Source organism: Microbacterium trichothecenolyticum (assembly GCF_000956465.1).
Taxonomy (GTDB): domain Bacteria; phylum Actinomycetota; class Actinomycetes; order Actinomycetales; family Microbacteriaceae; genus Microbacterium; species Microbacterium trichothecenolyticum.
This window is the reverse complement of the sequence record NZ_JYJA01000035.1, coordinates 184,546-202,486: the sequence shown is the minus strand read 5'-3', so window position 1 is coordinate 202,486 and position 17,941 is coordinate 184,546. Positions and strand designations below refer to the sequence as shown.

Genomic DNA, 17,941 nt, shown 5'->3' with positions numbered 1-17,941 from the left:
GAAGAGTACGACAACGGCGTCTCTGCGGTCCGAGGCCGCATCATGAAGCGTTACGGCCACTGGATCGACGGCCGAGAGTACGCTCCCGCATCCGATGCATACGTCGCCTCGCGGTCGCCGTGGGACGGCTCCATCGTGGCCGAGGTCGCCGACGGCGTCGCGTCGGACGTTGATGCAGGCGTCGCCGCGGCATCGGCGGCACTGGCCGGCTGGCGTGCGGCGAAGCCCTCCGTCCGAGGTCGCTTGATGGTGAAGATCGCCGACGAGATCCGCGCGGACATGGAGAGCCTCGCCGCACTCGAGGGCGCCGAGGCGGGCAAACCCGGTCCGCAGTCGCTGCGTGAGATCGAAGCCGCCGCCAGCTACTTCGACTTCTACGCCGGACTGGCCCAGATCCCCTCAGGCGAGGTGATCGACCTCGGCCCGGGCTTGCTCGGCTACACCCGACACGAGCCGTTCGGCGTCATCGGTATCATCACGCCCTGGAACGCGCCGCTCAACCAGGCGGCGCGCGCCATCGCCCCTGCCCTGCTCGCCGGCAACACGGTAGTCGTCAAGCCTTCCGAGTTCACATCCACCACGACGCTTGAACTCGCCCGTCTCTCCACGAAAGCGGGCCTGCCCGACGGCGTTCTCAACGTCATCACGGGTACGGGGCTGCGCACCGGGGCACCCCTCGTCGAGAACCACGCCGTCCGCAAGGTCGCCTTCACCGGGTCTGTGCGCGCGGGTCGCGAGATCGGCCGCATCGCGGCCGAACGCATCATCCCGCTGACGCTTGAGCTCGGCGGTAAGTCGGCGAACATCGTCTTCGCCGACGCCGACTTGCGCGCCGCCGCGGCAGGAGCCATCCGCGCCTTCACGGTGAATGCCGGGCAGGTCTGCAGCGCGGGAACACGCCTGCTGGTGGAGGAGTCGGTGCGCGAGGAGTTCCTGGCGATCATGCTCGAACTGCTGCGCGGCGTCGAGCCGGGGACGACCTACGGGCAGATGACGACCGAGGACCAGTTCACGAAGGTGCAGGAGTACTTCGACATCGCTCGTGCCGACGGCGCCACTCTGGCCGCCGGAGGAGAGATCGCGAACGACGGCTGGCTCGTCAAGCCGACCGTGTACACCGACGTGACGAACGACATGCGGATCGCCCGCGAAGAGGTGTTTGGTCCCGTCCTCGCGGTGCTTACTTTCTCGTCTGAGGCGGATGCGGTGTCGATCGCGAACGACTCCGAATTCGGTCTCGCCGCGGGCATCTGGACGCGTGACGTCGGCCGCGCGCACCGCGTGGCCGCGCAGCTGGAGGCTGGGCAGGTCTACATCAACGACTGGCTTACAGGCCTGATCGAGGGGCCGTTCGGCGGCTTCAAGAACAGCGGGTACGGGCGGGAGAAGGGCCTGGAAGCCCTGCATCACTACTCCCAATCGAAGTTCGTGGCGGTCAAGCTGTGAGCCGCGTTTTCCCGCCGCTGGCCGAGCGCTACCACGAGCTGCGTGAGAGCGCCCGCGTGGTGGCCGACGCGTGCGCGCCCTTCGCCGACCGCGCGGACGAAAGCGACTCCGTCGACCCCGACATCCGCCGCCTGCTGCGCGCCAGCGGTCTGACCGCCGTTCAGGTCGCCGGTGAATTCGGCGGGCTATATGATCAGCCCGACTCGCTGGCGGTCACGATCGTGCGCGAGCAGTTCGCGATGGTCTCCAGCCACCTCGACTCGCTCTTCGCCATGCAGGGCATCGGCAGCTTCGCGATCTCGGTCGGGGGCAGCGACGAGATCAAGCAGAGCTGGCTCCCGCGCGTGGCGGCGCTCGATGTCATCTCCGCTCTCGCGCTCACCGAACCCGACGTGGGCTCGGACCTGAAGGCGCTCACGACCACCATCACCGCGGACGGCGACCACCTCATCGTCGACGGCTGGAAAAGCTTCATCACGAACGCCGGCGACGCCGACTATTACTGCACCCTGGGCAAGGAGGTGGTCGACGGAACCGTCGGCTACTCTCTCGTGCTCGTTCCCGCCGACACCGAGGGCGTCCACACCAGCCGCCCCCACCAGGTGATCGCGCCGCACGTGCTCGGCGACGTGCACTTTGACCAGGTGCGGGTGCCGGCTTCGCATCGACTCGGCGCGCCGGGTAAGGGATTCTCGCTGGTCCTTGCGACGCTGGCCACCTTCCGCGTGTCGGTCGCGGGCGCCGCGATCGGTACGGCGCAGGCGGCTCTGGACGACGCTCTCGAGCACACGACGACGCGCACACAGTTTGGCGCACCCCTCGCCCGGCTTGGGCCGATCCCGCAACTGCTCGCCCTGTCGTGGACAGAGATCGAGGTGGCCCGCGCGTTCACATACCAGGCGGCGGAGGCGGCCGCCGCCGCGCCGCGCGAGAGCCTGCATCTGTCGTCAATGGCGAAAGTCGCCGCGACCGAGATGGCCGCACACGTGGTCGATCGCAGCGTGCAGGTCATGGGCCGGTTCGGCCTGATCCGCGGATCGCGCATCGAACGGCTCTATCGCGCCGCGCGACCGATGCGTGTGTACGAAGGCGCCACCGAGGTGCTGCTCGATTCCCTGTCGAAGCAGCTGATCAAGGAGCACCGCGCATGATCATCGACGCGCACTGCCACGTGTGGCCCGACGAGATCGCAGCCAAAGTGCTCGGCGCCCGTCCAGTCGGATTGAACTCGGTCCACGACGGCACCCTTGACGGACTCCGCAAGACCCTCGACGAGGCCGGCATCGACATGGCGCTGACCCTGGCGGTGGCGAACGTGGGCCGGACAGTGTGGCGCACCAACGAGTTCGTCGGCAAGGTCGACCGCACCCGGTTCATTCCGTTCGGCACGGTGCACCCCGAGCTGAGCATCGACGAGAATCTCCGCGCACTGCGCGACAACGGCATCGTCGGGGTGAAGCTGCATACTTTGTTCCAAAGCATCGATTTCGCCGAGTCGCAGACGCGCGACATCCTCGTCGCCCTCGCCGAGAACGACGTGCCGGTGATCTCTCACGTGGGCTCGGGCGGCGACGAAGAGCAGAACCGTCGAGGTGCACCCGCACACCTCCGCGCCCTGGTCGCCGACATCCCCGGGCTGCGGTTCATCGCCGCCCACTTCGGCGGCTACCACGTTCTCGACGAAGCCGAGAAGTGGGCCGTGGGCGCCGACATCCACCTCGAGACGTCGTGGCCCCCGTCGATGGGCGAACTCTCTCGCGAACGCATCGTCGGCATCGTCCGCCGCCACGGCACCGACCGCGTCGTGTACGGCTCGGACTGGCCGATGACAGACCCCGCCGCCGAGATCACCGCCATCAAGGCGCTCGGCCTCACCGCCGACGAAGAGCGCGGCATCCTCGGCGAGAACCTCGCCCGCCTGCTCCGCATCGACACCACCTCGAAGGGCTGACCCATGACAGACGAGACGACGGAGCAGCCGCTGCTCATCCACGACGAAGACGGCGTCCGCATCATGACGCTCAATCGTCCGCAGGCACGCAACGCCGTGAACCTCGAGCTCGCGACCGCGATCGACGCGGCGGTCACCGAACTCGACGAGCGCAACGACCTGCGCGTCGGAATCCTCTCCGCCAACGGCCCCACGTTCTCGGCCGGCATGGACCTCAAGGCCTTCCTCCGCGGAGAGCGCCCGCTCACCCCCGGCCGCGGTTTCGCGGGGCTTGTCGAGAAGCCGCCGCGCAAGCCCCTGATCGCGGCGATCGAGGGCCCCGCCGTGGCAGGCGGGTTCGAGATCGTCCTGGCGTGCGACCTCGTCGTCGCGACCGAGAAGACCTTCTTCGCTCTGCCGGAAGTCAAGCGCGGGCTCGTCGCAGCCGGCGGCGGACTGCTCCGGCTTCCCGGTCGCATCCCGTACCACGTCGCGATGGAGATCGCCCTCACCGGCGAGCCCATGACCGCGGCGACCGCGCGCGAGTACGGGCTCGTGAACCGCATGGCACCGGAGGGCGAGGCCCTCGCGGTCGCGAACGAACTCGCCCGCTCGATCGCGGCGAACGGACCCCTCGCACTGGCCGTCACCAAGCGGATCCTGCAGGAGAGCCCGGCCTGGCCGGCCGACGAGGCGTTCCAACTCCAGTCAGACCTGTGCGACCCGGTGCGGTCGTCGTCCGACGCCAAAGAGGGTGCACGGGCCTTCACCGAGAAGCGTCCGCCGGTGTGGACGGGCGCGTGAACACGAACGCGGGCGCGAAGACCGCGCGCGCGGCGAGAGGGGTGTCATGGATCTGAAACTCGAGGGACGGGGCGTCATCGTCACCGGTGCGAGCCGGGGGCTCGGCTGGTCGGCCGCGCGCGCGCTGGCCGACGAGGGCGCGAACGTCCTCGCGGTGGGGCGCAGCGAAGCGAGCCTGCAGGTGCTCGCCCGCGGAAGCTACGCCGGATCGATCCATCCGCAGGTATGCGACATGCGTGATCGGGCGCAGGTCGCGGCACTCGCTGAGATCGCCGTCGAGCGTCTCGGACGCCTCGACGTGGTCATCAACAACGCCGGCATCGCTCCGGCCGCGAACTTCCTCGAGATGGACATGGCTGTTCTCGATGAGACGATGGAGGTCAACGTCGCCTCCATCGCCGTCCTCTCGCAGGCGGCCGGTCGAACGTTCATCGCTCAGGGCGAGGGCGGGCGCATCGTGAACATCGTGTCGACGTCCGGCATCCTCGGCAAGGCGACCCTCGCGGCGTACTCCGCGTCGAAGGGTGCTGCCATCCAGCTCACCAAGGCGCTCGCCGCCGAATGGGCGCGCCACGACATCCAGGTCAACGCGATCGCCCCGGGCGCCTTCTCGACCGAGGCTCAGGCGTACGTCACCGGCAACGCCGACATCCTGGCCAAGCGGGTGCGCAAGATCCCGGCCCGCCGCATGGCCGAGCCCGACGAGATCGGGCCACTGGTGTGCTACCTGTCGTCGCCGCTCGCGAAGTTCGTAACCGGTGCCATCTACGTCATCGACGGTGGCGAGACCGCCAAACAGTAGGACGGTGCGGGAAAGTCCCCGCCCGACGCAGATCCGAGGCGACGACGGCCGCAGCCGCTCGTTGCGAAGCAAGAGGAGAAGAGCATGAGAGACGCGGTCATCGTAGACGCCGTGAGGACGCCGATCGGCAAGCGCGCGGGAGGCCTGTCGGAGGTGCACCCCGCCAACTTGTCGGCCGTGGTGCTGCGCGCACTCGTCGAGCGAACCGGACTAGACGCCGCCCGGGTCGACGACGTGATCTGGGGGTGCGTGAGCCAGGTTGCCGACCAGTCGGGCAACATCGCCCGCAACGCGGTGCTCGCCGCGGAATGGCCCGAGTCCGTTCCCGGTACGTCCGTCAACCGGGCGTGCGGATCCAGCCAGCAGGCGGTGAGCTTCGCCGCCGCCGGTGTAATAGCCGGGCACTACGACTTCGCGGTCGCCGGTGGTGTCGAGTCGATGAGCCGCGTGCCCATGGGCAGTTCCGCCAAGGGCGGCCAGCCGGTGCCGACCGAGGTGCTCGAGCGCTACGGCGTCGACGGCTTCAGCCAAGGCATCGGCGCGGAGATGATCGCCGAGCGTTGGGGCTTCTCGCGTACGCAGCTCGATGAGTACGCCCTGCGTTCGCACGCGCTGACGGCTGCGGCGCTGGATGCGGGTGCCTTCGCGTCGCAGATCATTCCCACGAACGGCGTCACCGCCGACGAGGGTCTGCGTCGAGGCGGCAGCCTCGAGAAGCTCGCCACGTTGGCGACGCCGTTCAAGGACGACGGCGTGATCAGTGCGGGCAACGCCTCGCAGATCTCTGACGGCGCCGGCGCGCTGCTGATCACCACCTCCGACCTCGCGCGCGAGCAGGGCCTAACACCCATCGCGCGCATCTACAGCTCCGCTGTCGCGGGCGATGACCCCGTCATCATGCTCACGGCACCGATCCGCGCCACGCAGCTCGTGCTCAAGAAGGCCGGGCTCTCGATCGAGGACATCGGCGCCTTCGAGGTCAACGAGGCCTTCGCGCCGGTTCCTCTGGCGTGGTTGCGCGAGACCGGGGCGAACCCCGACCTGATGAACCCGCTGGGCGGGGCCATCGCGGTGGGCCACCCCCTGGGCGGATCGGGCGCGATTCTCATGACGCGACTGGTCAACCACATGCGCGATAACGGCATCCGCTACGGCCTGCAGACCATGTGCGAAGCCGGCGGCCTCGCGAACGCGACGATTCTCGAATTGATCTAGGAGAAACCATGAAGGTACAGGGATCGCTCATTGCCATCACCGGCGGCGCATCGGGCCTCGGCCTCGCCACCGCCAATCGCCTGCACGGGCTGGGCGCGAAGGTTGCGCTCGTCGACCTGCCCACCTCCGACGGAGAGGCGATCGCCGCCTCGCTCGGCGAGGGCGCCGTGTTCACGCCCGGCGACGTCACCGACGAGCAGTCGTTCGGCTCGGCTCTCGACGCCGCCGAGGAGCTGGGCGAGCTACGCGGTGTGGTGCACTGCGCCGGCGCCGGACGCCGTCTCCGACTCCTCGACAAGGAGGGCAACCCGGGCTTGCAGGAGGACTTCGAGTTCGTCATCAAGCTGAACGTGGTCGGCACCTTCAACGCGCTGCGCCTGGGCGCCGCGCGCATCGCGAAGCACGACGTCATCGAGGGCGAGCGCGGCGCGATCGTGCTCACCGCGTCGGTCGCGGCCTATGAGGGACAGATCGGACAGATCCCCTACACTGCGTCAAAGGCCGCCGTGGTGGGAATGACCCTGACCGCCGCACGGGACCTGGCCAGCCGCGGCATCCGGGTGGCGACGATCGCCCCTGGGATCATCGACACGCCGCTGCTGGCTCGCCTGCGCGACGACGTGCGCGAAGGGCTCGCCGCCAGCGTTCCGAACCCGCCGCGCCTCGGTCAGCCCGACGAATATGCGCAGCTCGCGGTGCACATCCTCGAGAACGCCTACCTCAACGGCGAGACCATCCGTCTCGACGGCGCGCTGCGCATGGCCCCTCGGTAGCCTCGTGGCCGATCTCGAGTACACCGTGTCCGACGGAGTCGGCACGATCGTGCTGAACCGTCCGCACGCCAAGAACGCCTTCACGTTCGCGATGATCGATCAGTGGGCGGCCGCGCTGCGCTCCGCGCGCACGGATCCGACGGTGCGCGCGGTCGTGCTGACGGGTGCGGGCGACGCGTTCTGCGCGGGAGTCGATCTCTCGGTGCTCGAGGCGGTCGGCGAGGAGCCGCTCGCCATCAAGCGGATGCTGACGCACGGCGTCCACGAGGTCGCACGCGCGGCCGACGACCTGGACAAGCCGCTCATCGCCGCGATCAACGGCGTGGCGGTCGGAGCCGGGCTCGATATGGCCCTCATGTGCGACATCCGCCTGATGACGCGCTCTGCGCGCGTCTCGGAGGGTTACATCAAGCTCGGCCTCGTCCCTGGTGACGGCGGCTGCTATTACCTGCCGCGGATCGTCGGGATGCAGCGCGCGCTCGAGCTGCTGTGGACGGGCGACTTCGTCGACGCGGAGGAAGCCCTGCGGATCGGTCTCGTCAGCCACGTCTACGAGGACGACGACTTCGGGGACTCTCGCGATGCGTTCCTGGCAAAGCTGGTGCGCCAGCCTCCGATCAACGTGCAGATGATCAAGCGGGCCGCGTATCAGTCGGCGGACGCCGACCTGCGGACCTCGCTCGATCTGATCTCATCGCACATGGGCGTGGTATACGCCACGCATGACGCACGCGAGGCGCGGGACGCTCTACGCGAGCGGCGGCAGCCGAGTTTCGAGGGACGCTGATGGAGAACCAGATGGCACCTGATGACGCGATCCTCTTCTCGGTTGTCGACGGCATCGCCCGCATCACCCTGAATCGTCCCGAGCGCAAGAACGCGGTCGACGAGTCGATGTGGCGTACGCTCACGCAGCTCCTGACCGAGCTGCGCATGCGTTCCGACGTCCGTGTGCTGGTGATTTCGGGCAGCGGAGACGCGTTCTGCGCCGGGGCGGACGTCGCCAAGAGCACACAGGTGGAGCATCCGATCCGCCGCCTCTCGCGGATCGGCGATGTGGCGATGGCCCTCTTCGAGCTGCCGATGCCGGTCATCGCCCGCGTCGACGGCGTCGCGGCGGGCGCGGGGGCTAACGTGGCGCTCGCATGCGATCTGGTGATCGCCTCGTCTCGCGCCCGGTTCTCGCAGATTTTCGCCCTACGGGGGCTCTCGATCGACTTCGGCGGGTCGTGGCTGCTTCCCCATATCGTCGGGTTGCAGCAGGCCAAGCGTCTCGCATTGCTGGCCGAGGTCATCGATGTCGACGAGGCGTACCGCCTCGGTCTCGTCACGTGGGTCAAGCCGCAGGACGAGCTCGACGCATTCGTCGATGAGACGGCAGCCCGGCTGGCGGCATTGCCGCCCATTGCCCTAACGCAGACCAAACGGCTCTTGAACGAAGGTGCCGTCAACGCGCTGCGCGATGCCATCGCCAACGAGACAGCCGCACAGGCTGTCAACTTCGCGACCGAAGACGTTCCCGCCGCCTTCCGGGCGTTCCTGGGCAAGTCCGACCCCCCGGCCTACACCGGCCGGTGGGCCCTGAGTTGAAGTACGGAAAGGCGGATCGATGGACTTCCTGAGTCTGCAGCCCGTATCGCTGTCGGAGGAGCTCGTAAAGCTGCGCCGCGAGGTGCGCGCGTTCTTGGCGAGCGAGCTCGAGAGCGGGGCGTTTCGAGCGCACAGCGATCAATGGCTCGCCGGGTGGGACCCGGAGTTCAGCCGACGTCTGGCCGACCGCGGCTGGCTGGGGATGGCTCTGCCCACCGAGTTTGGCGGTTCGTCGGCGAGCCCCATGGCGCGGTTCGTCGTGGTCGAGGAACTACTCGCCGCAGGGGCGCCCGTCGCCGCCCACTGGATCGCCGATCGGCAGTCGGCCCCGACCATCCTGCGTTTCGGCACGCAGGAACAGAAGGAGGCGTTCCTCCCACGTATCGCACGCGGCGAGTGCTTCTTCGCGATCGGCATGAGCGAGCCCGACACAGGCTCAGACCTGGCGTCGGTGCGCACCCGCGCCACGCGCACGGACGGCGGATGGCTGCTCAACGGCAGCAAGGTGTGGACGAGCGGCGCACACCACGCGGACGCGATGATCGCGCTGGTCCGCACCGAGGCGCCCAGCGAACGCCGTCACGCCGGACTCACCCAGGTGATCGTGGAACTGCCCCATCCGAACGTCGCGATCCGTCCCATTCGGTTGCTCAACGGCGAACACCACTTCAACGAGGTGGTGTTCGAGAACGCGTTCGTGCCGGACTCGCGCGTGCTCGGCGAACCGGGCGCCGGATGGATGCAGGTGACCAGCGAGCTCGCCATCGAGCGCAGCGGGCCTGAGCGAATCCTCTCCACCTTCCCGCTGCTGACCGCTGCGTTGCGATGGGCGGTCGATACCCAGACCTCTCTGGATGAGGTGCAGCTCGGTCGACTGGTGGCGCGGCTGTGGGCGCTGCGCCGACTCTCTCTGGCCGTGGCGGGAAAAATCGACGCGGGCGACGACCCCGCGGTAGCGGCCGCCATGGTCAAAGATCTCGGCACCCGATTCGAGGGACTGCTCATCGACACCGTTCGCTCGCTTGTCGATATCGAGCCCGATCCTCAGTCGCCGGACGAGCTGTCGCGGATGCTGGCCGAAGCTGTTCTGCACAGCCCCGGGTTCACACTACGTGGGGGAACCAACGAGATCCTGCGCGGGATTGTGGCCAAGTCACTCGGAGGAGCGGTATGAACGAGGAAACCGAAGCTTTGGTCCAGGCGGTTGCGGATGCGTGCGAGCGCCACCCGTCGACAACCGACTCGAGTGGCGGCGCCCGCTTCAACGGGGAGCTGTGGAGCGCGCTCGAGCAGATGGGCGTAACGCTTCTATCCGTGGACGAGGGCTCAGGCGGGTCAGGCGGCGACGTACAGATGACCGCGTCCGTTCTTGCGGTACTCGGCGAGCACTCCGCCACGGTGCCGTATGCAGAGACGGCTCTACTGGCTGGGTGGATGCTGGCCGCTTGTGGTGCTCCGATCCCCGCAGGTCCTCTTGCGGCCGCCGTTGCTGGGGAGCGGTTCGTTCTTGAGCGCGACGGTGAGGGCTGGCGAATCGATGGCGAGCTTTCTCGCGTCCCTTGGGCACGCCACGCAGCCGCCCTAGTCGTCCTGGTCGGCGAACACGTCGTTGTCGTCGATCGCGCGATGCTCGATGTGAGTGCCGGCGCGAACCTCGCAGGTGAGCCGCGGGACGGCGTCCGCCTCCGGGGAGTGGTCGTCGTCGACGCTGTCCGCATCTTGCCGGAGGGAACCGAAGTGACACCGGAGGCTTTTCTCGCCCGATGTGCACTCGCGCGTGCTGCATCCATCTCCGGGGCCGCGCGTCGGGCGCTCACGTTGTCGATAAAGTATGCCGGGGAACGAGAGCAGTTCGGTCGTACGCTCAAGAACTTTCAGGCGGTCCAGCAGCACCTGGCGGAGACGGCCGGCGAGGTACTCGTGTGCACCGCCGCGGCCGAGTCGGCGGCGTTGCATATCGACCGTGATCCGAGAAACATCTGGCCGGTCGCCGCCGCCAGTGTGGCGGTGCGGAATGCGGCCGGTCTGATCGCCCGTCTCTCCCATCAGGTGCACGGAGCTATCGGTTTTACCGACGAGCACGACCTGCGACTCAGCACTACCCGACTCTGGGCCTGGCGTGACGAGGCGGGGAGCGAGCCATCATGGGCGCGCCGCGTCGGCGCCGAAGCGGTCCTTGCGGGCCCTGCCGACCTTTGGGAAAAGATTGTGGGTTGACAACCTAACTTTTGTCCCCGATCATGAGAGGGCGCTCCTCCGGGGGAACACACAGTGCCGAGTAGTTGGTTCTCGACCAAAGCAGTGCCGATCGCGACGGAGGGATCAGGATGAGCGATATGGGAGCGTCATCGACGCCTCGATTGGAACTTCGCCGGATATCAAAAACCTTCGGCCTGACGAAAGTGCTGAAGGACGTCTCCCTTGACATCTCGCCCGGCGAGGTGCATGCGCTCGTCGGCCAGAACGGGTCTGGAAAGTCAACGCTTATCAAGGTTCTGGCGGGCTTTCACCAGGCCGATCCCGGAGGGGAAGCGTTTGTCGACGGAAGTCCCATCGACTTCAGCAACCCTGACGCTGTCCATGCGGCGGGCGTGCGATTCGTCCACCAGGACCTCGGCTTGGTGCCGTCGATGTCAGTCGTCGACAATCTGGCGCTTGGCCACGGATACGTCACCGCGCTCGGCGGCCGTATCCGCTGGCGCGACCAAGCGGCTCGCGCTGAAGCGGCGCTGGACGCAATTGGATACGAGGTCAACGTGAATAGCCTCGTGGACAACCTTCAGCCCGTGGAGCGTACGGCGGTTGCCATCGCGCGGGCGCTTCAGAGCGCGGCGGGAGACATGTCAATCCTCGTCCTCGACGAGCCGACAGCGACGATGCCCAACGCGGAGGTGGAGCGCCTTTTCGAGATCATTCGGAACGTCCGAAATCAGGGTGTCGGTATCCTCTATGTTTCGCACCACCTTGAAGAGGTCTTCGAGCTTGCCGACCGCGTCACCGTGCTGGTCGATGGGACACTGGTGGCGACCGAAAAGGCCAGCAATCTGACTCAGCGCTCGCTGGTGGAACTCATGACGGGCGGCGTCGTCGATCGCGTTGTCGAGCGACGGGATCGCGCTCTCGGAGAGACGCTGTTGCGTCTTCGGGGTGTCGGCGGAGCGGAGCTCGCCGAGCTCGACCTGGACGTGAGAGCCGGCGAAGTGGTCGGAGTCGCTGGCATCACCGGTTCGGGGCGTGAGGAACTCTGCTCGCTCATCTTCGGGTCCCGTTCACGCACCGGGGACGTGACAATTGACGGCGCAGCGCTAGACAAGCTGCGCCCCGATCGCGCGAGGAGGATCGGACTCGCGCTCGTTCCTGCGAATCGGTTACGCGATGGCGTTGTCATCGGTCAGAACGTACGAGAGAACGCAAACCTGGCTTCGATGAAGCGTCTCGCTCCCGGCGGATGGGTTCGTCCGCGCGCGGATCGTCGCCAGGCCCTCCAGATAGTCCGCAAGATGTCGGTCAAGACACCGTCGATCGAGGCGTCGATCGAGGCTTTGTCCGGTGGAAATCAGCAGAAAGTGGTCATCGGCAAGTGGTTGCAGACGAGTCCGAGAGTACTGCTGCTCGACGAGCCCACACAGGGAATCGATATCGCCGCTAAAGCGGAGATTCACCACCTCGTCGACGAGGTCGCGGCCCAAGGCGTTGCGGTGCTCGTGTGCTCCTCAGATGAACCGGAGCTTGAGCGACTGTGCGACCGCGTGGTGATCCTGCGCCAGGGTCGCGTGGTCGGCGAGCTGCGCGGCGACGAAATCAGGACGAGTCGGATCGTCCACATGAGCTTGGGGCTGACGGCATGAGCATCATCGACGGGAAGAACACGCCTATGACTACTTCGTCAGGAGCCGAGAAAGCACCCATGACTGCTCCGCCTGCACCTGAGGAGGGCCGCTCCCGGAAGACGTCCTGGCTCGGCGTACTGCGCTTTGACAAATTCTCGGGCTTGTATCTCGCGGTCATCCTCATCATCATCTTTTCGCTCTGGATGCCTACAACGTTCGGCACACCCGCCAACGCGCGCGTGATCGCTGCGAGCGCAGCGATCACAGGGATAATCACGCTGGCCGTCGTGGTGTCGCTCGCGGCCGGCGTGTTCGATCTCTCGCTCGCGGCGAACATGTCGTTCTCCATTTGTCTGCTCGGCGCACTCATCGCCTACCTCCACGTGCCATGGGTGCTGGCGATCCTGATCACGCTGGTCGCCGGTGGTGCCGTCGGAGCCGTGAATGCGCTGGTGATCACCAAACTGGGGGTGGACGCCGTCATAGCCACCCTTGGAATGTCGTCGATCCTCGCGGCGCTGTCGTTCTGGGTGGCCGACGGCCAGACCATCCTGCTCACGGGTACGAACCCAGGGTTCACGGCGCTGGGTTCGGCCAGCCTCATGTCGATTCCGATCACCGTGTTCTACCTGCTGATCGTCACGCTGCTGCTGTGGTTCCTGCTCGAGCACACACCGTTCGGCCGTTACCTCTACGCGATCGGCTCGAACGCGCAGGCGACACGCCTCGCCGGCATCAAGGTGGTCCGCCTGCAGTGGGCGACGCTCATCTTGACGGGCTTCCTCGCGTCGCTCGCGGGCGTCGTGCTCACTCTGCAGTTGGGCGCTGCCTCATTCGGCGCGGGTCTTCCGTACCTGCTGCCAGCATTCGCCGCGGCCTTCCTCGGCTCGACGCAGGTGCTTCCCGGCCGCTTCAACGTGCTCGGCACGATCGTGGCACTCTACCTGCTGGCCATCGCGGTGAAAGGGCTGCAACTGCAGTATCCCGATCTGCCATGGATCAAGGACCTCGTCGAAGGCCTCGTCGTGATCGTCGCCGTCGCCATCACAACGCGCACGATCAAACGACCCAAACTCGCGTGAGGCCCCGCGCATGATGCGACCGCAACGACGCAGTCTCGGGATCGTCCTGACGGACGAAGAGCGCGACGACTTTCTCAGCGCTCAGCGCACCGCCCGGGTGGCGACGCTGGGCTCGACGGGTGCGCCGCATGTCATGCCGCTCTGGTTCGTCTGGCGCGACGGCGTGCTGTGGCTGAACTCGCTCGTGCGCAGCGCCCGGTGGGAGAACGTTAGGCGCGACCCGCGGGCATCCGCGGTCGTCGACTCCGGTGAGCACCTCGGCGAGCTGAAGGGCGTGGAGATCCAGGGGGAGCTGCGCGTGGTGGGCGAGGTTCCGCGCACGACCGCGGCGGATCCGACGCTCGAGCCCGTCGAGGCGGCGTTCGCGGCCAAGTATCGGGCGAACGGGGTGTTCGAGCCCGACGGGCGACACGCGTGGCTGGCGCTGCATCCGCATCGGATCATCACATGGGACATGGGCAAACGGGGAAAGGGTCGGGCGTCGCCGCAGCGTGCGGACTGACTCGGACGTGTTTCCCGGCGAGAAGTGGACGCTCGACTATAATCAGGCATGTGCAGACCATGCAGAAACCGAACGGACATCAGGTCAGGTCCGACAAGTCGACGAAAGCCTTGCTGCGAGCTGCTGGCGAGCTGATCGCCGAGGGCGGATACCAGAGCATGACCCTCGCCCAGGTCGGCGAGCGAGCCGGCTACAGTCGGAGCCTCGCGACCGCGCGGTTCGGCTCGAAGGGGAAGCTGCTCGAGGCGCTGGTCGACGAGATCGTGGTCCGGTGGTCGCTGGAACGCGTCGAGCCCGAATCCCGGGGGCTGGACGGTCTGTCGGCGCTCCGGGTGCTGTTGACCGCTATCACCCAGTCATACGAGCGCAACCCCCGCTCGCTGACCACTCTGTACGCGCTGATCTTCGAAGCCCTCGGCCCGATTCCCGAGCTGCACGAGCGCTTCGTTGTGTTCAACCGCCGTCTGCGTAACCGTATCGCCTCGACGATCGAGCAGGGCGTGCAGGACGGTTCCGTTGTGGCCGGGACCGATCCCGACCTGGTCGCAAACGAGATCGTGGCCCAGCTGCGGGGGGTCGGATACCTGTGGCAGCTCGACCCCGCGAGCATCGATGCGGCGTCGGTGCTCACACAGTTCACCGAACGCTGTATCCGCACGCTCAACGCAGCTTCTGCAGACTGATCCCGTTCAATCGGTCGGTGGCGCCCAGCGCCGCGTGGGCACCATACCGGCGGCGCGGCCTTTCGCGCTGACCACGAGCGCCATCTTGCGCGACGCCTCGTCGATCATCTCGTCGCCGAGCATCGCCGCACCGCGCGCGCCGCCGCTGGCGGAGGTGAACCACGCGTACGCTTCGATGATCTCCTCCGCGTGGTCGAAGTCGTCCTGGCGCGGGCTGAATGTGTCGTTCACGATTTCCACCTGGCTGGGGTGCAGCACCCACTTGCCGTCGAATCCGAGGGCCGCCGACCGCCCGCTCACGGTGCGCAGGCCGTCGAGGTCCTTGATGGCGAGGTAGGGCCCGTCGATTGCCTGCTTGCCGTGCGTGCGCGCGGTGATCAGGATGCTCATGAGGATGTGGTGGTACGCATCGCCGACGTCGTACCCGGGAGGCTGCTGGCCGACGACGAGCGACTTCATCTGCAGGGAAGCCATCAGATCGGCCGGTCCCAGGATAAGCGTCTGCACGCGCGGGCTCGCCGATGCGATCGCGTCGATATCGCGCAGGCCGCGCGCGCTCTCGATCTGCACCTCGATGCCGATGCGTCCGACCTCCAGCCCTGTGCTGCGCTCGACCTGGTCGAGGAGCAGGCTCAGGGCGGCGACCTGTTCGGCCGACTCGGCCTTGGGCAGCATCAGGCAGTCCAGGTTCGCGCCCGCGCCCTCCACAACGTCCACGACGTCTCGATAGGTCCAGTCGGTGTCCCAGCTGTTCACACGAACCACGCGGATCTTTTCGCCGAAACCACCCTCGTTCAATGCGGCAACCACTGCAGCGCGGCCTTCGGCCTTCGCCGACGGGGCGACAGCGTCCTCCAGGTCGAGGAAGAGCGCGTCCACGTCGAGCCCGCGCGCCTTCTCGATCATCCGCGGATTAGAGGCAGGGACGGCGAGGGTGGATCGGCGGGGGCGGTCAGCGGTGGTGGTCACGAGCATCCTGTCTGTTTGAACGGCAGCTTTGTCGTTGCACATAGTTTGTGAGCCAACAATATACGGCATGCTCGCGCGGAGCAGAGCTATTAGTCGTGGTCTGCGTTCCGGTGGGGGGTCGCATCGACGAGGAGTCGCTCGATCCGGATCGGTACGCCGTTGAGAATCGACATTCCGGCGAGTTGTTCGACGTCTTCGTGACTCACCAGATCGTTGCTGTTGCGGTTCTCGGCGAAGCTGCCCCTGTGCGAACCATCGTCGGGGTGTCCCCACCCGTTTGGGATGCTGACGACGCCCGGCCGCATGGCGTCGTCGAAAGCGATGGGCACGCTGATCGATCCTGAGGGGGAGACCACTAGCACGGTCTCGCCTTCGACGACCCCGTGCCGCTCCGCGTCCGTCGGGTGCAGGTGCGCCGCGAACCGGTAGGAGTCGGGGTAGATCAGGGTGGCCTGATGCATCCAGGTGTTTTGCGACCCGGGCTCGCGACGGCCGACCATACGCATCGGCCATTCGTCGTCGGGCTCCACGTACGCGAAGAGTCGATCGATCTCCGTCTGCAGGTGCGACGAGAACAGCCGGACCCGTCCGTCCGGGGTGGGCAGCCCCGCGGTCAGGCGTCCCTCCGGCAGGGTGTCACGCAGCGTGAGGCCGTTCGGATGATTCGTCACCAGGTCGTCGAAACGCAGGTCGGGGTGCGCGCCGGCACCGAAGAGCTTGTCGATGAGCTCGTGCGGTGTCGGGCGGGCGCCTCGGGCCTCGGCCTCGGCCTCAAGTTCCTTATCGGGGCACGAGCCGCCGAGTCCCATCCGGCGTGAGATGTCGTCGAACACCGACCACGCGTCGCGAGCCTCACCCTGCGGTTCGATCACCGCTCGAGTGGCGTAGGCGGTGGGTCGTAGCTGCGCGTTCGCCGTGTTCAGGGGGTAGTCGTCGCGCTCGAACATCGTAGTCGCGGGCAAGAGAACGTGGGCGTAACGGTTGGTTTCGTTGACATAGAGATCCATCGCCATGCTGAAATCGAGCTGCTCCAGCGCGTCTTCCAATCGGCGTCCGCCTCCGCCGCTGCTGAGAACCGAGTTGTTGGCGCGCATGATCACCGCACGGATCCTGTCCTCGCCCGGATGCGTGATGTCGGCCGCGAGTCCGGCGCTGGGCAGGCTGCCCGCGATTTCGGGACGCTTCTCGACACGGCTGCGGCGTGTACCGATGGGGGGTCCGGGCGTGGCGGGGGAGAGGTCGATCGCTGCCCATCCTGCGAGCACGCCACCCACACGGTCGATATTGCCCGTGAGGGCGAGCACCGAGTCCTGCAGGATGTTAGCGAGGGTGCCGAAGCGCTGCGCACACGCGCCGGTGCCGCCGTAGGTGGTGGCGGCGCCTGCGCGGAGGAAGGCATCCCCGACGTCTTGGATCGTTTCGACGGGCACTCCGCAGCGCGACGCGCACTCGGGGAGCGAGATACGCGCGACGAGAGCGGCGAACTCGTCCAGTTGCGATACCGCTGCACCCCGGCCCGACCGCTGCCGCAGGTCCGGACTCGCGCAGATGACCGCGCAGACGCCCAGCAGGAACCATGGGTCGGTACCGGGGCGGATGCTGACGTGCTCGTAGCGTTCGGCCGTCTTCGTGCGCCGCGGGTCGACCACGATCACGCGCCCGCCGCGAGCCACGATCGAGTCGAGCGCTTCGCGGGATTGCGGCTCGCTCAGCCGCGTGCTGCGGGCGACCAGCGGGTTGGCGCCGACCACCAGGGCAAGATCGGTCCGCCACAGATCTGGGCGGGGGAATCGCAGGACGTCGCCGTACAACGCTTCGTTCGCCGCGAGCCGTGAGGCGGCGTCCTCGGCGTTGACCGTGTAGGTGCGGGTGATGCCGAGCGCCGCGGCGAAGCCACCGCCCCAGAGCGACCCGGCCGACTCGAAGAATGCGGGGTTGCCGCGGAGGTTGGCGATCGCGATCGCCCCGTGACGGTCTCGCACATCCCGAAGCCGGGTCGCGCAGATGTCCAGCGCGTCGTCCCACGAGATGGGAGTGAATTCTCCCGGTCCGCCGGAGCGCAGCATCGGCACGGTCAAGCGCTGGGGGTCGTAGGTGAGCTCGAGCAGACCTTGCGGCTTGTTGCAGCAGAAGCCGCGGGAGTGGGCATGCTCGGCGTTGGGGCGCAAGCGCACAAGGCGGTCGCCATCGAGCTCGGCGATCAGACCGCAACCGGCCTCGCAGATCCGGCAGAACGTCGAGACCGACGTGGTAGCCTCGCGCAGTCGCGGGTTCTTTGCCCGGGGGAGAGTCTTCGGTGGCGCGGCAGTCACGTC

Annotated in this window: 17 protein-coding genes; 15 read left to right on the top strand and 2 right to left on the bottom strand. The window is 67.3% G+C overall.

From position 1 onward, the window contains the following. The first annotated feature begins 42 nt into the window (after positions 1-42). The 15 genes from RS82_RS11545 (at position 43) to RS82_RS20725 (ending at position 14,657) form a co-directional block, all read left to right on the top strand. Positions 43-1,446 (top strand): aldehyde dehydrogenase family protein, encoded by a 1,404-nt coding sequence (locus RS82_RS11545; protein WP_045299521.1) that lies wholly within the window; start codon positions 43-45, stop codon positions 1,444-1,446. After that, the gene (locus tag RS82_RS11540) at positions 1,443-2,597 is read left to right on the top strand and encodes an acyl-CoA dehydrogenase family protein (protein ID WP_084695599.1); all 1,155 of its coding nucleotides are present in this window, start codon (positions 1,443-1,445) and stop codon (positions 2,595-2,597) included. The genes RS82_RS11545 and RS82_RS11540 overlap by 4 nt, the downstream gene beginning before the upstream one ends. Beyond that, complete coding sequence (locus tag RS82_RS11535) at positions 2,594-3,397, top strand: amidohydrolase family protein (protein ID WP_045299519.1); 804 nt, start codon at positions 2,594-2,596, stop codon at positions 3,395-3,397. The genes RS82_RS11540 and RS82_RS11535 overlap by 4 nt, the downstream gene beginning before the upstream one ends. 3 nt (positions 3,398-3,400) lie before the next feature. Further along, positions 3,401-4,180 (top strand): crotonase/enoyl-CoA hydratase family protein, encoded by a 780-nt coding sequence (locus RS82_RS11530; protein ID WP_045299517.1) that lies wholly within the window; start codon positions 3,401-3,403, stop codon positions 4,178-4,180. Positions 4,181-4,226: 46 nt separating this feature from the next. Beyond that, complete coding sequence (locus RS82_RS11525) at positions 4,227-4,982, top strand: SDR family NAD(P)-dependent oxidoreductase (RefSeq protein ID WP_045299515.1); 756 nt, start codon at positions 4,227-4,229, stop codon at positions 4,980-4,982. Between the two features lie 84 nt (positions 4,983-5,066). Beyond that, positions 5,067-6,197 (top strand): thiolase family protein, encoded by a 1,131-nt coding sequence (locus RS82_RS11520; protein WP_045299513.1) that lies wholly within the window; start codon positions 5,067-5,069, stop codon positions 6,195-6,197. Positions 6,198-6,205: 8 nt separating this feature from the next. Further along, positions 6,206-6,970 carry an SDR family NAD(P)-dependent oxidoreductase gene (locus tag RS82_RS11515; RefSeq protein WP_045299511.1) on the top strand — a complete coding sequence of 255 codons (765 nt, stop codon included), beginning with the start codon at positions 6,206-6,208 and terminating at the stop codon, positions 6,968-6,970. A gap of 4 nt (positions 6,971-6,974) precedes the next feature. Continuing rightward, entirely contained in the window at positions 6,975-7,757 is a 783-nt protein-coding gene (locus RS82_RS11510) for an enoyl-CoA hydratase/isomerase family protein (protein WP_045299509.1), read from the top strand. Then, positions 7,757-8,560, top strand: coding sequence for an enoyl-CoA hydratase/isomerase family protein (locus RS82_RS11505; RefSeq protein ID WP_211255921.1), 804 nt, complete (start codon positions 7,757-7,759; stop codon positions 8,558-8,560). The genes RS82_RS11510 and RS82_RS11505 overlap by 1 nt, the downstream gene beginning before the upstream one ends. Before the next feature lie 19 nt (positions 8,561-8,579). Further along, complete coding sequence (locus tag RS82_RS11500; protein ID WP_045299506.1) at positions 8,580-9,734, top strand: acyl-CoA dehydrogenase family protein; 1,155 nt, start codon at positions 8,580-8,582, stop codon at positions 9,732-9,734. Beyond that, complete coding sequence (locus RS82_RS11495) at positions 9,731-10,777, top strand: acyl-CoA dehydrogenase family protein (protein WP_052676799.1); 1,047 nt, start codon at positions 9,731-9,733, stop codon at positions 10,775-10,777. The genes RS82_RS11500 and RS82_RS11495 overlap by 4 nt, the downstream gene beginning before the upstream one ends. 110 nt (positions 10,778-10,887) lie before the next feature. Continuing rightward, positions 10,888-12,408 (top strand): sugar ABC transporter ATP-binding protein, encoded by a 1,521-nt coding sequence (locus RS82_RS11490; RefSeq protein ID WP_045299504.1) that lies wholly within the window; start codon positions 10,888-10,890, stop codon positions 12,406-12,408. Beyond that, positions 12,405-13,472: an ABC transporter permease gene (locus RS82_RS11485; protein ID WP_084695597.1), complete on the top strand. Its 1,068-nt coding sequence runs from the start codon at positions 12,405-12,407 to the stop codon at positions 13,470-13,472. The genes RS82_RS11490 and RS82_RS11485 overlap by 4 nt, the downstream gene beginning before the upstream one ends. Positions 13,473-13,482: 10 nt before the next feature. Further along, on the top strand, positions 13,483-13,974 hold the full coding sequence (locus RS82_RS11480) for a pyridoxamine 5'-phosphate oxidase family protein (protein WP_045299500.1): 492 nt from the start codon (positions 13,483-13,485) through the stop codon (positions 13,972-13,974). Between the two features lie 59 nt (positions 13,975-14,033). Continuing rightward, positions 14,034-14,657: a TetR/AcrR family transcriptional regulator gene (locus tag RS82_RS20725; protein ID WP_245619595.1), complete on the top strand. Its 624-nt coding sequence runs from the start codon at positions 14,034-14,036 to the stop codon at positions 14,655-14,657. A gap of 6 nt (positions 14,658-14,663) precedes the next feature. On the opposite strand, the gene RS82_RS11470 is transcribed toward RS82_RS20725, so the two are convergent. After that, a complete protein-coding gene (locus RS82_RS11470; RefSeq protein ID WP_045299498.1) occupies positions 14,664-15,632 on the bottom strand; it encodes an HpcH/HpaI aldolase/citrate lyase family protein in 969 nt (322 codons plus the stop codon). An 83-nt stretch (positions 15,633-15,715) separates the two neighbouring features. Then, on the bottom strand, positions 15,716-17,938 hold the full coding sequence (locus RS82_RS11465) for a molybdopterin-containing oxidoreductase family protein (RefSeq protein WP_084695595.1): 2,223 nt from the start codon (positions 17,936-17,938) through the stop codon (positions 15,716-15,718). Positions 17,939-17,941: the final 3 nt, after the last annotated feature.

What these genes read in the sequence shown, in the direction of transcription:
- RS82_RS11545 (WP_045299521.1), top strand. Translation starts at nt 43, where the DNA reads ATGAAGCGTTACGGCCACTGGATCGACGGCCGAGAGTACGCTCCCGCA.
- RS82_RS11535 (WP_045299519.1), top strand. Translation starts at nt 2,594, where the DNA reads ATGATCATCGACGCGCACTGCCACGTGTGGCCCGACGAGATCGCAGCC.
- RS82_RS11530 (WP_045299517.1), top strand. Translation starts at nt 3,401, where the DNA reads ATGACAGACGAGACGACGGAGCAGCCGCTGCTCATCCACGACGAAGAC.
- RS82_RS11525 (WP_045299515.1), top strand. Translation starts at nt 4,227, where the DNA reads ATGGATCTGAAACTCGAGGGACGGGGCGTCATCGTCACCGGTGCGAGC.
- RS82_RS11520 (WP_045299513.1), top strand. Translation starts at nt 5,067, where the DNA reads ATGAGAGACGCGGTCATCGTAGACGCCGTGAGGACGCCGATCGGCAAG.
- RS82_RS11515 (WP_045299511.1), top strand. Translation starts at nt 6,206, where the DNA reads ATGAAGGTACAGGGATCGCTCATTGCCATCACCGGCGGCGCATCGGGC.
- RS82_RS11505 (WP_211255921.1), top strand. Translation starts at nt 7,757, where the DNA reads ATGGAGAACCAGATGGCACCTGATGACGCGATCCTCTTCTCGGTTGTC.
- RS82_RS11500 (WP_045299506.1), top strand. Translation starts at nt 8,580, where the DNA reads ATGGACTTCCTGAGTCTGCAGCCCGTATCGCTGTCGGAGGAGCTCGTA.
- RS82_RS11495 (WP_052676799.1), top strand. Translation starts at nt 9,731, where the DNA reads ATGAACGAGGAAACCGAAGCTTTGGTCCAGGCGGTTGCGGATGCGTGC.
- RS82_RS11490 (WP_045299504.1), top strand. Translation starts at nt 10,888, where the DNA reads ATGAGCGATATGGGAGCGTCATCGACGCCTCGATTGGAACTTCGCCGG.
- RS82_RS11485 (WP_084695597.1), top strand. Translation starts at nt 12,405, where the DNA reads ATGAGCATCATCGACGGGAAGAACACGCCTATGACTACTTCGTCAGGA.
- RS82_RS11480 (WP_045299500.1), top strand. Translation starts at nt 13,483, where the DNA reads ATGATGCGACCGCAACGACGCAGTCTCGGGATCGTCCTGACGGACGAA.
- RS82_RS20725 (WP_245619595.1), top strand. Translation starts at nt 14,034, where the DNA reads ATGCAGAAACCGAACGGACATCAGGTCAGGTCCGACAAGTCGACGAAA.
- RS82_RS11470 (WP_045299498.1), bottom strand. Translation starts at nt 15,632, where the DNA reads ATGCTCGTGACCACCACCGCTGACCGCCCCCGCCGATCCACCCTCGCC.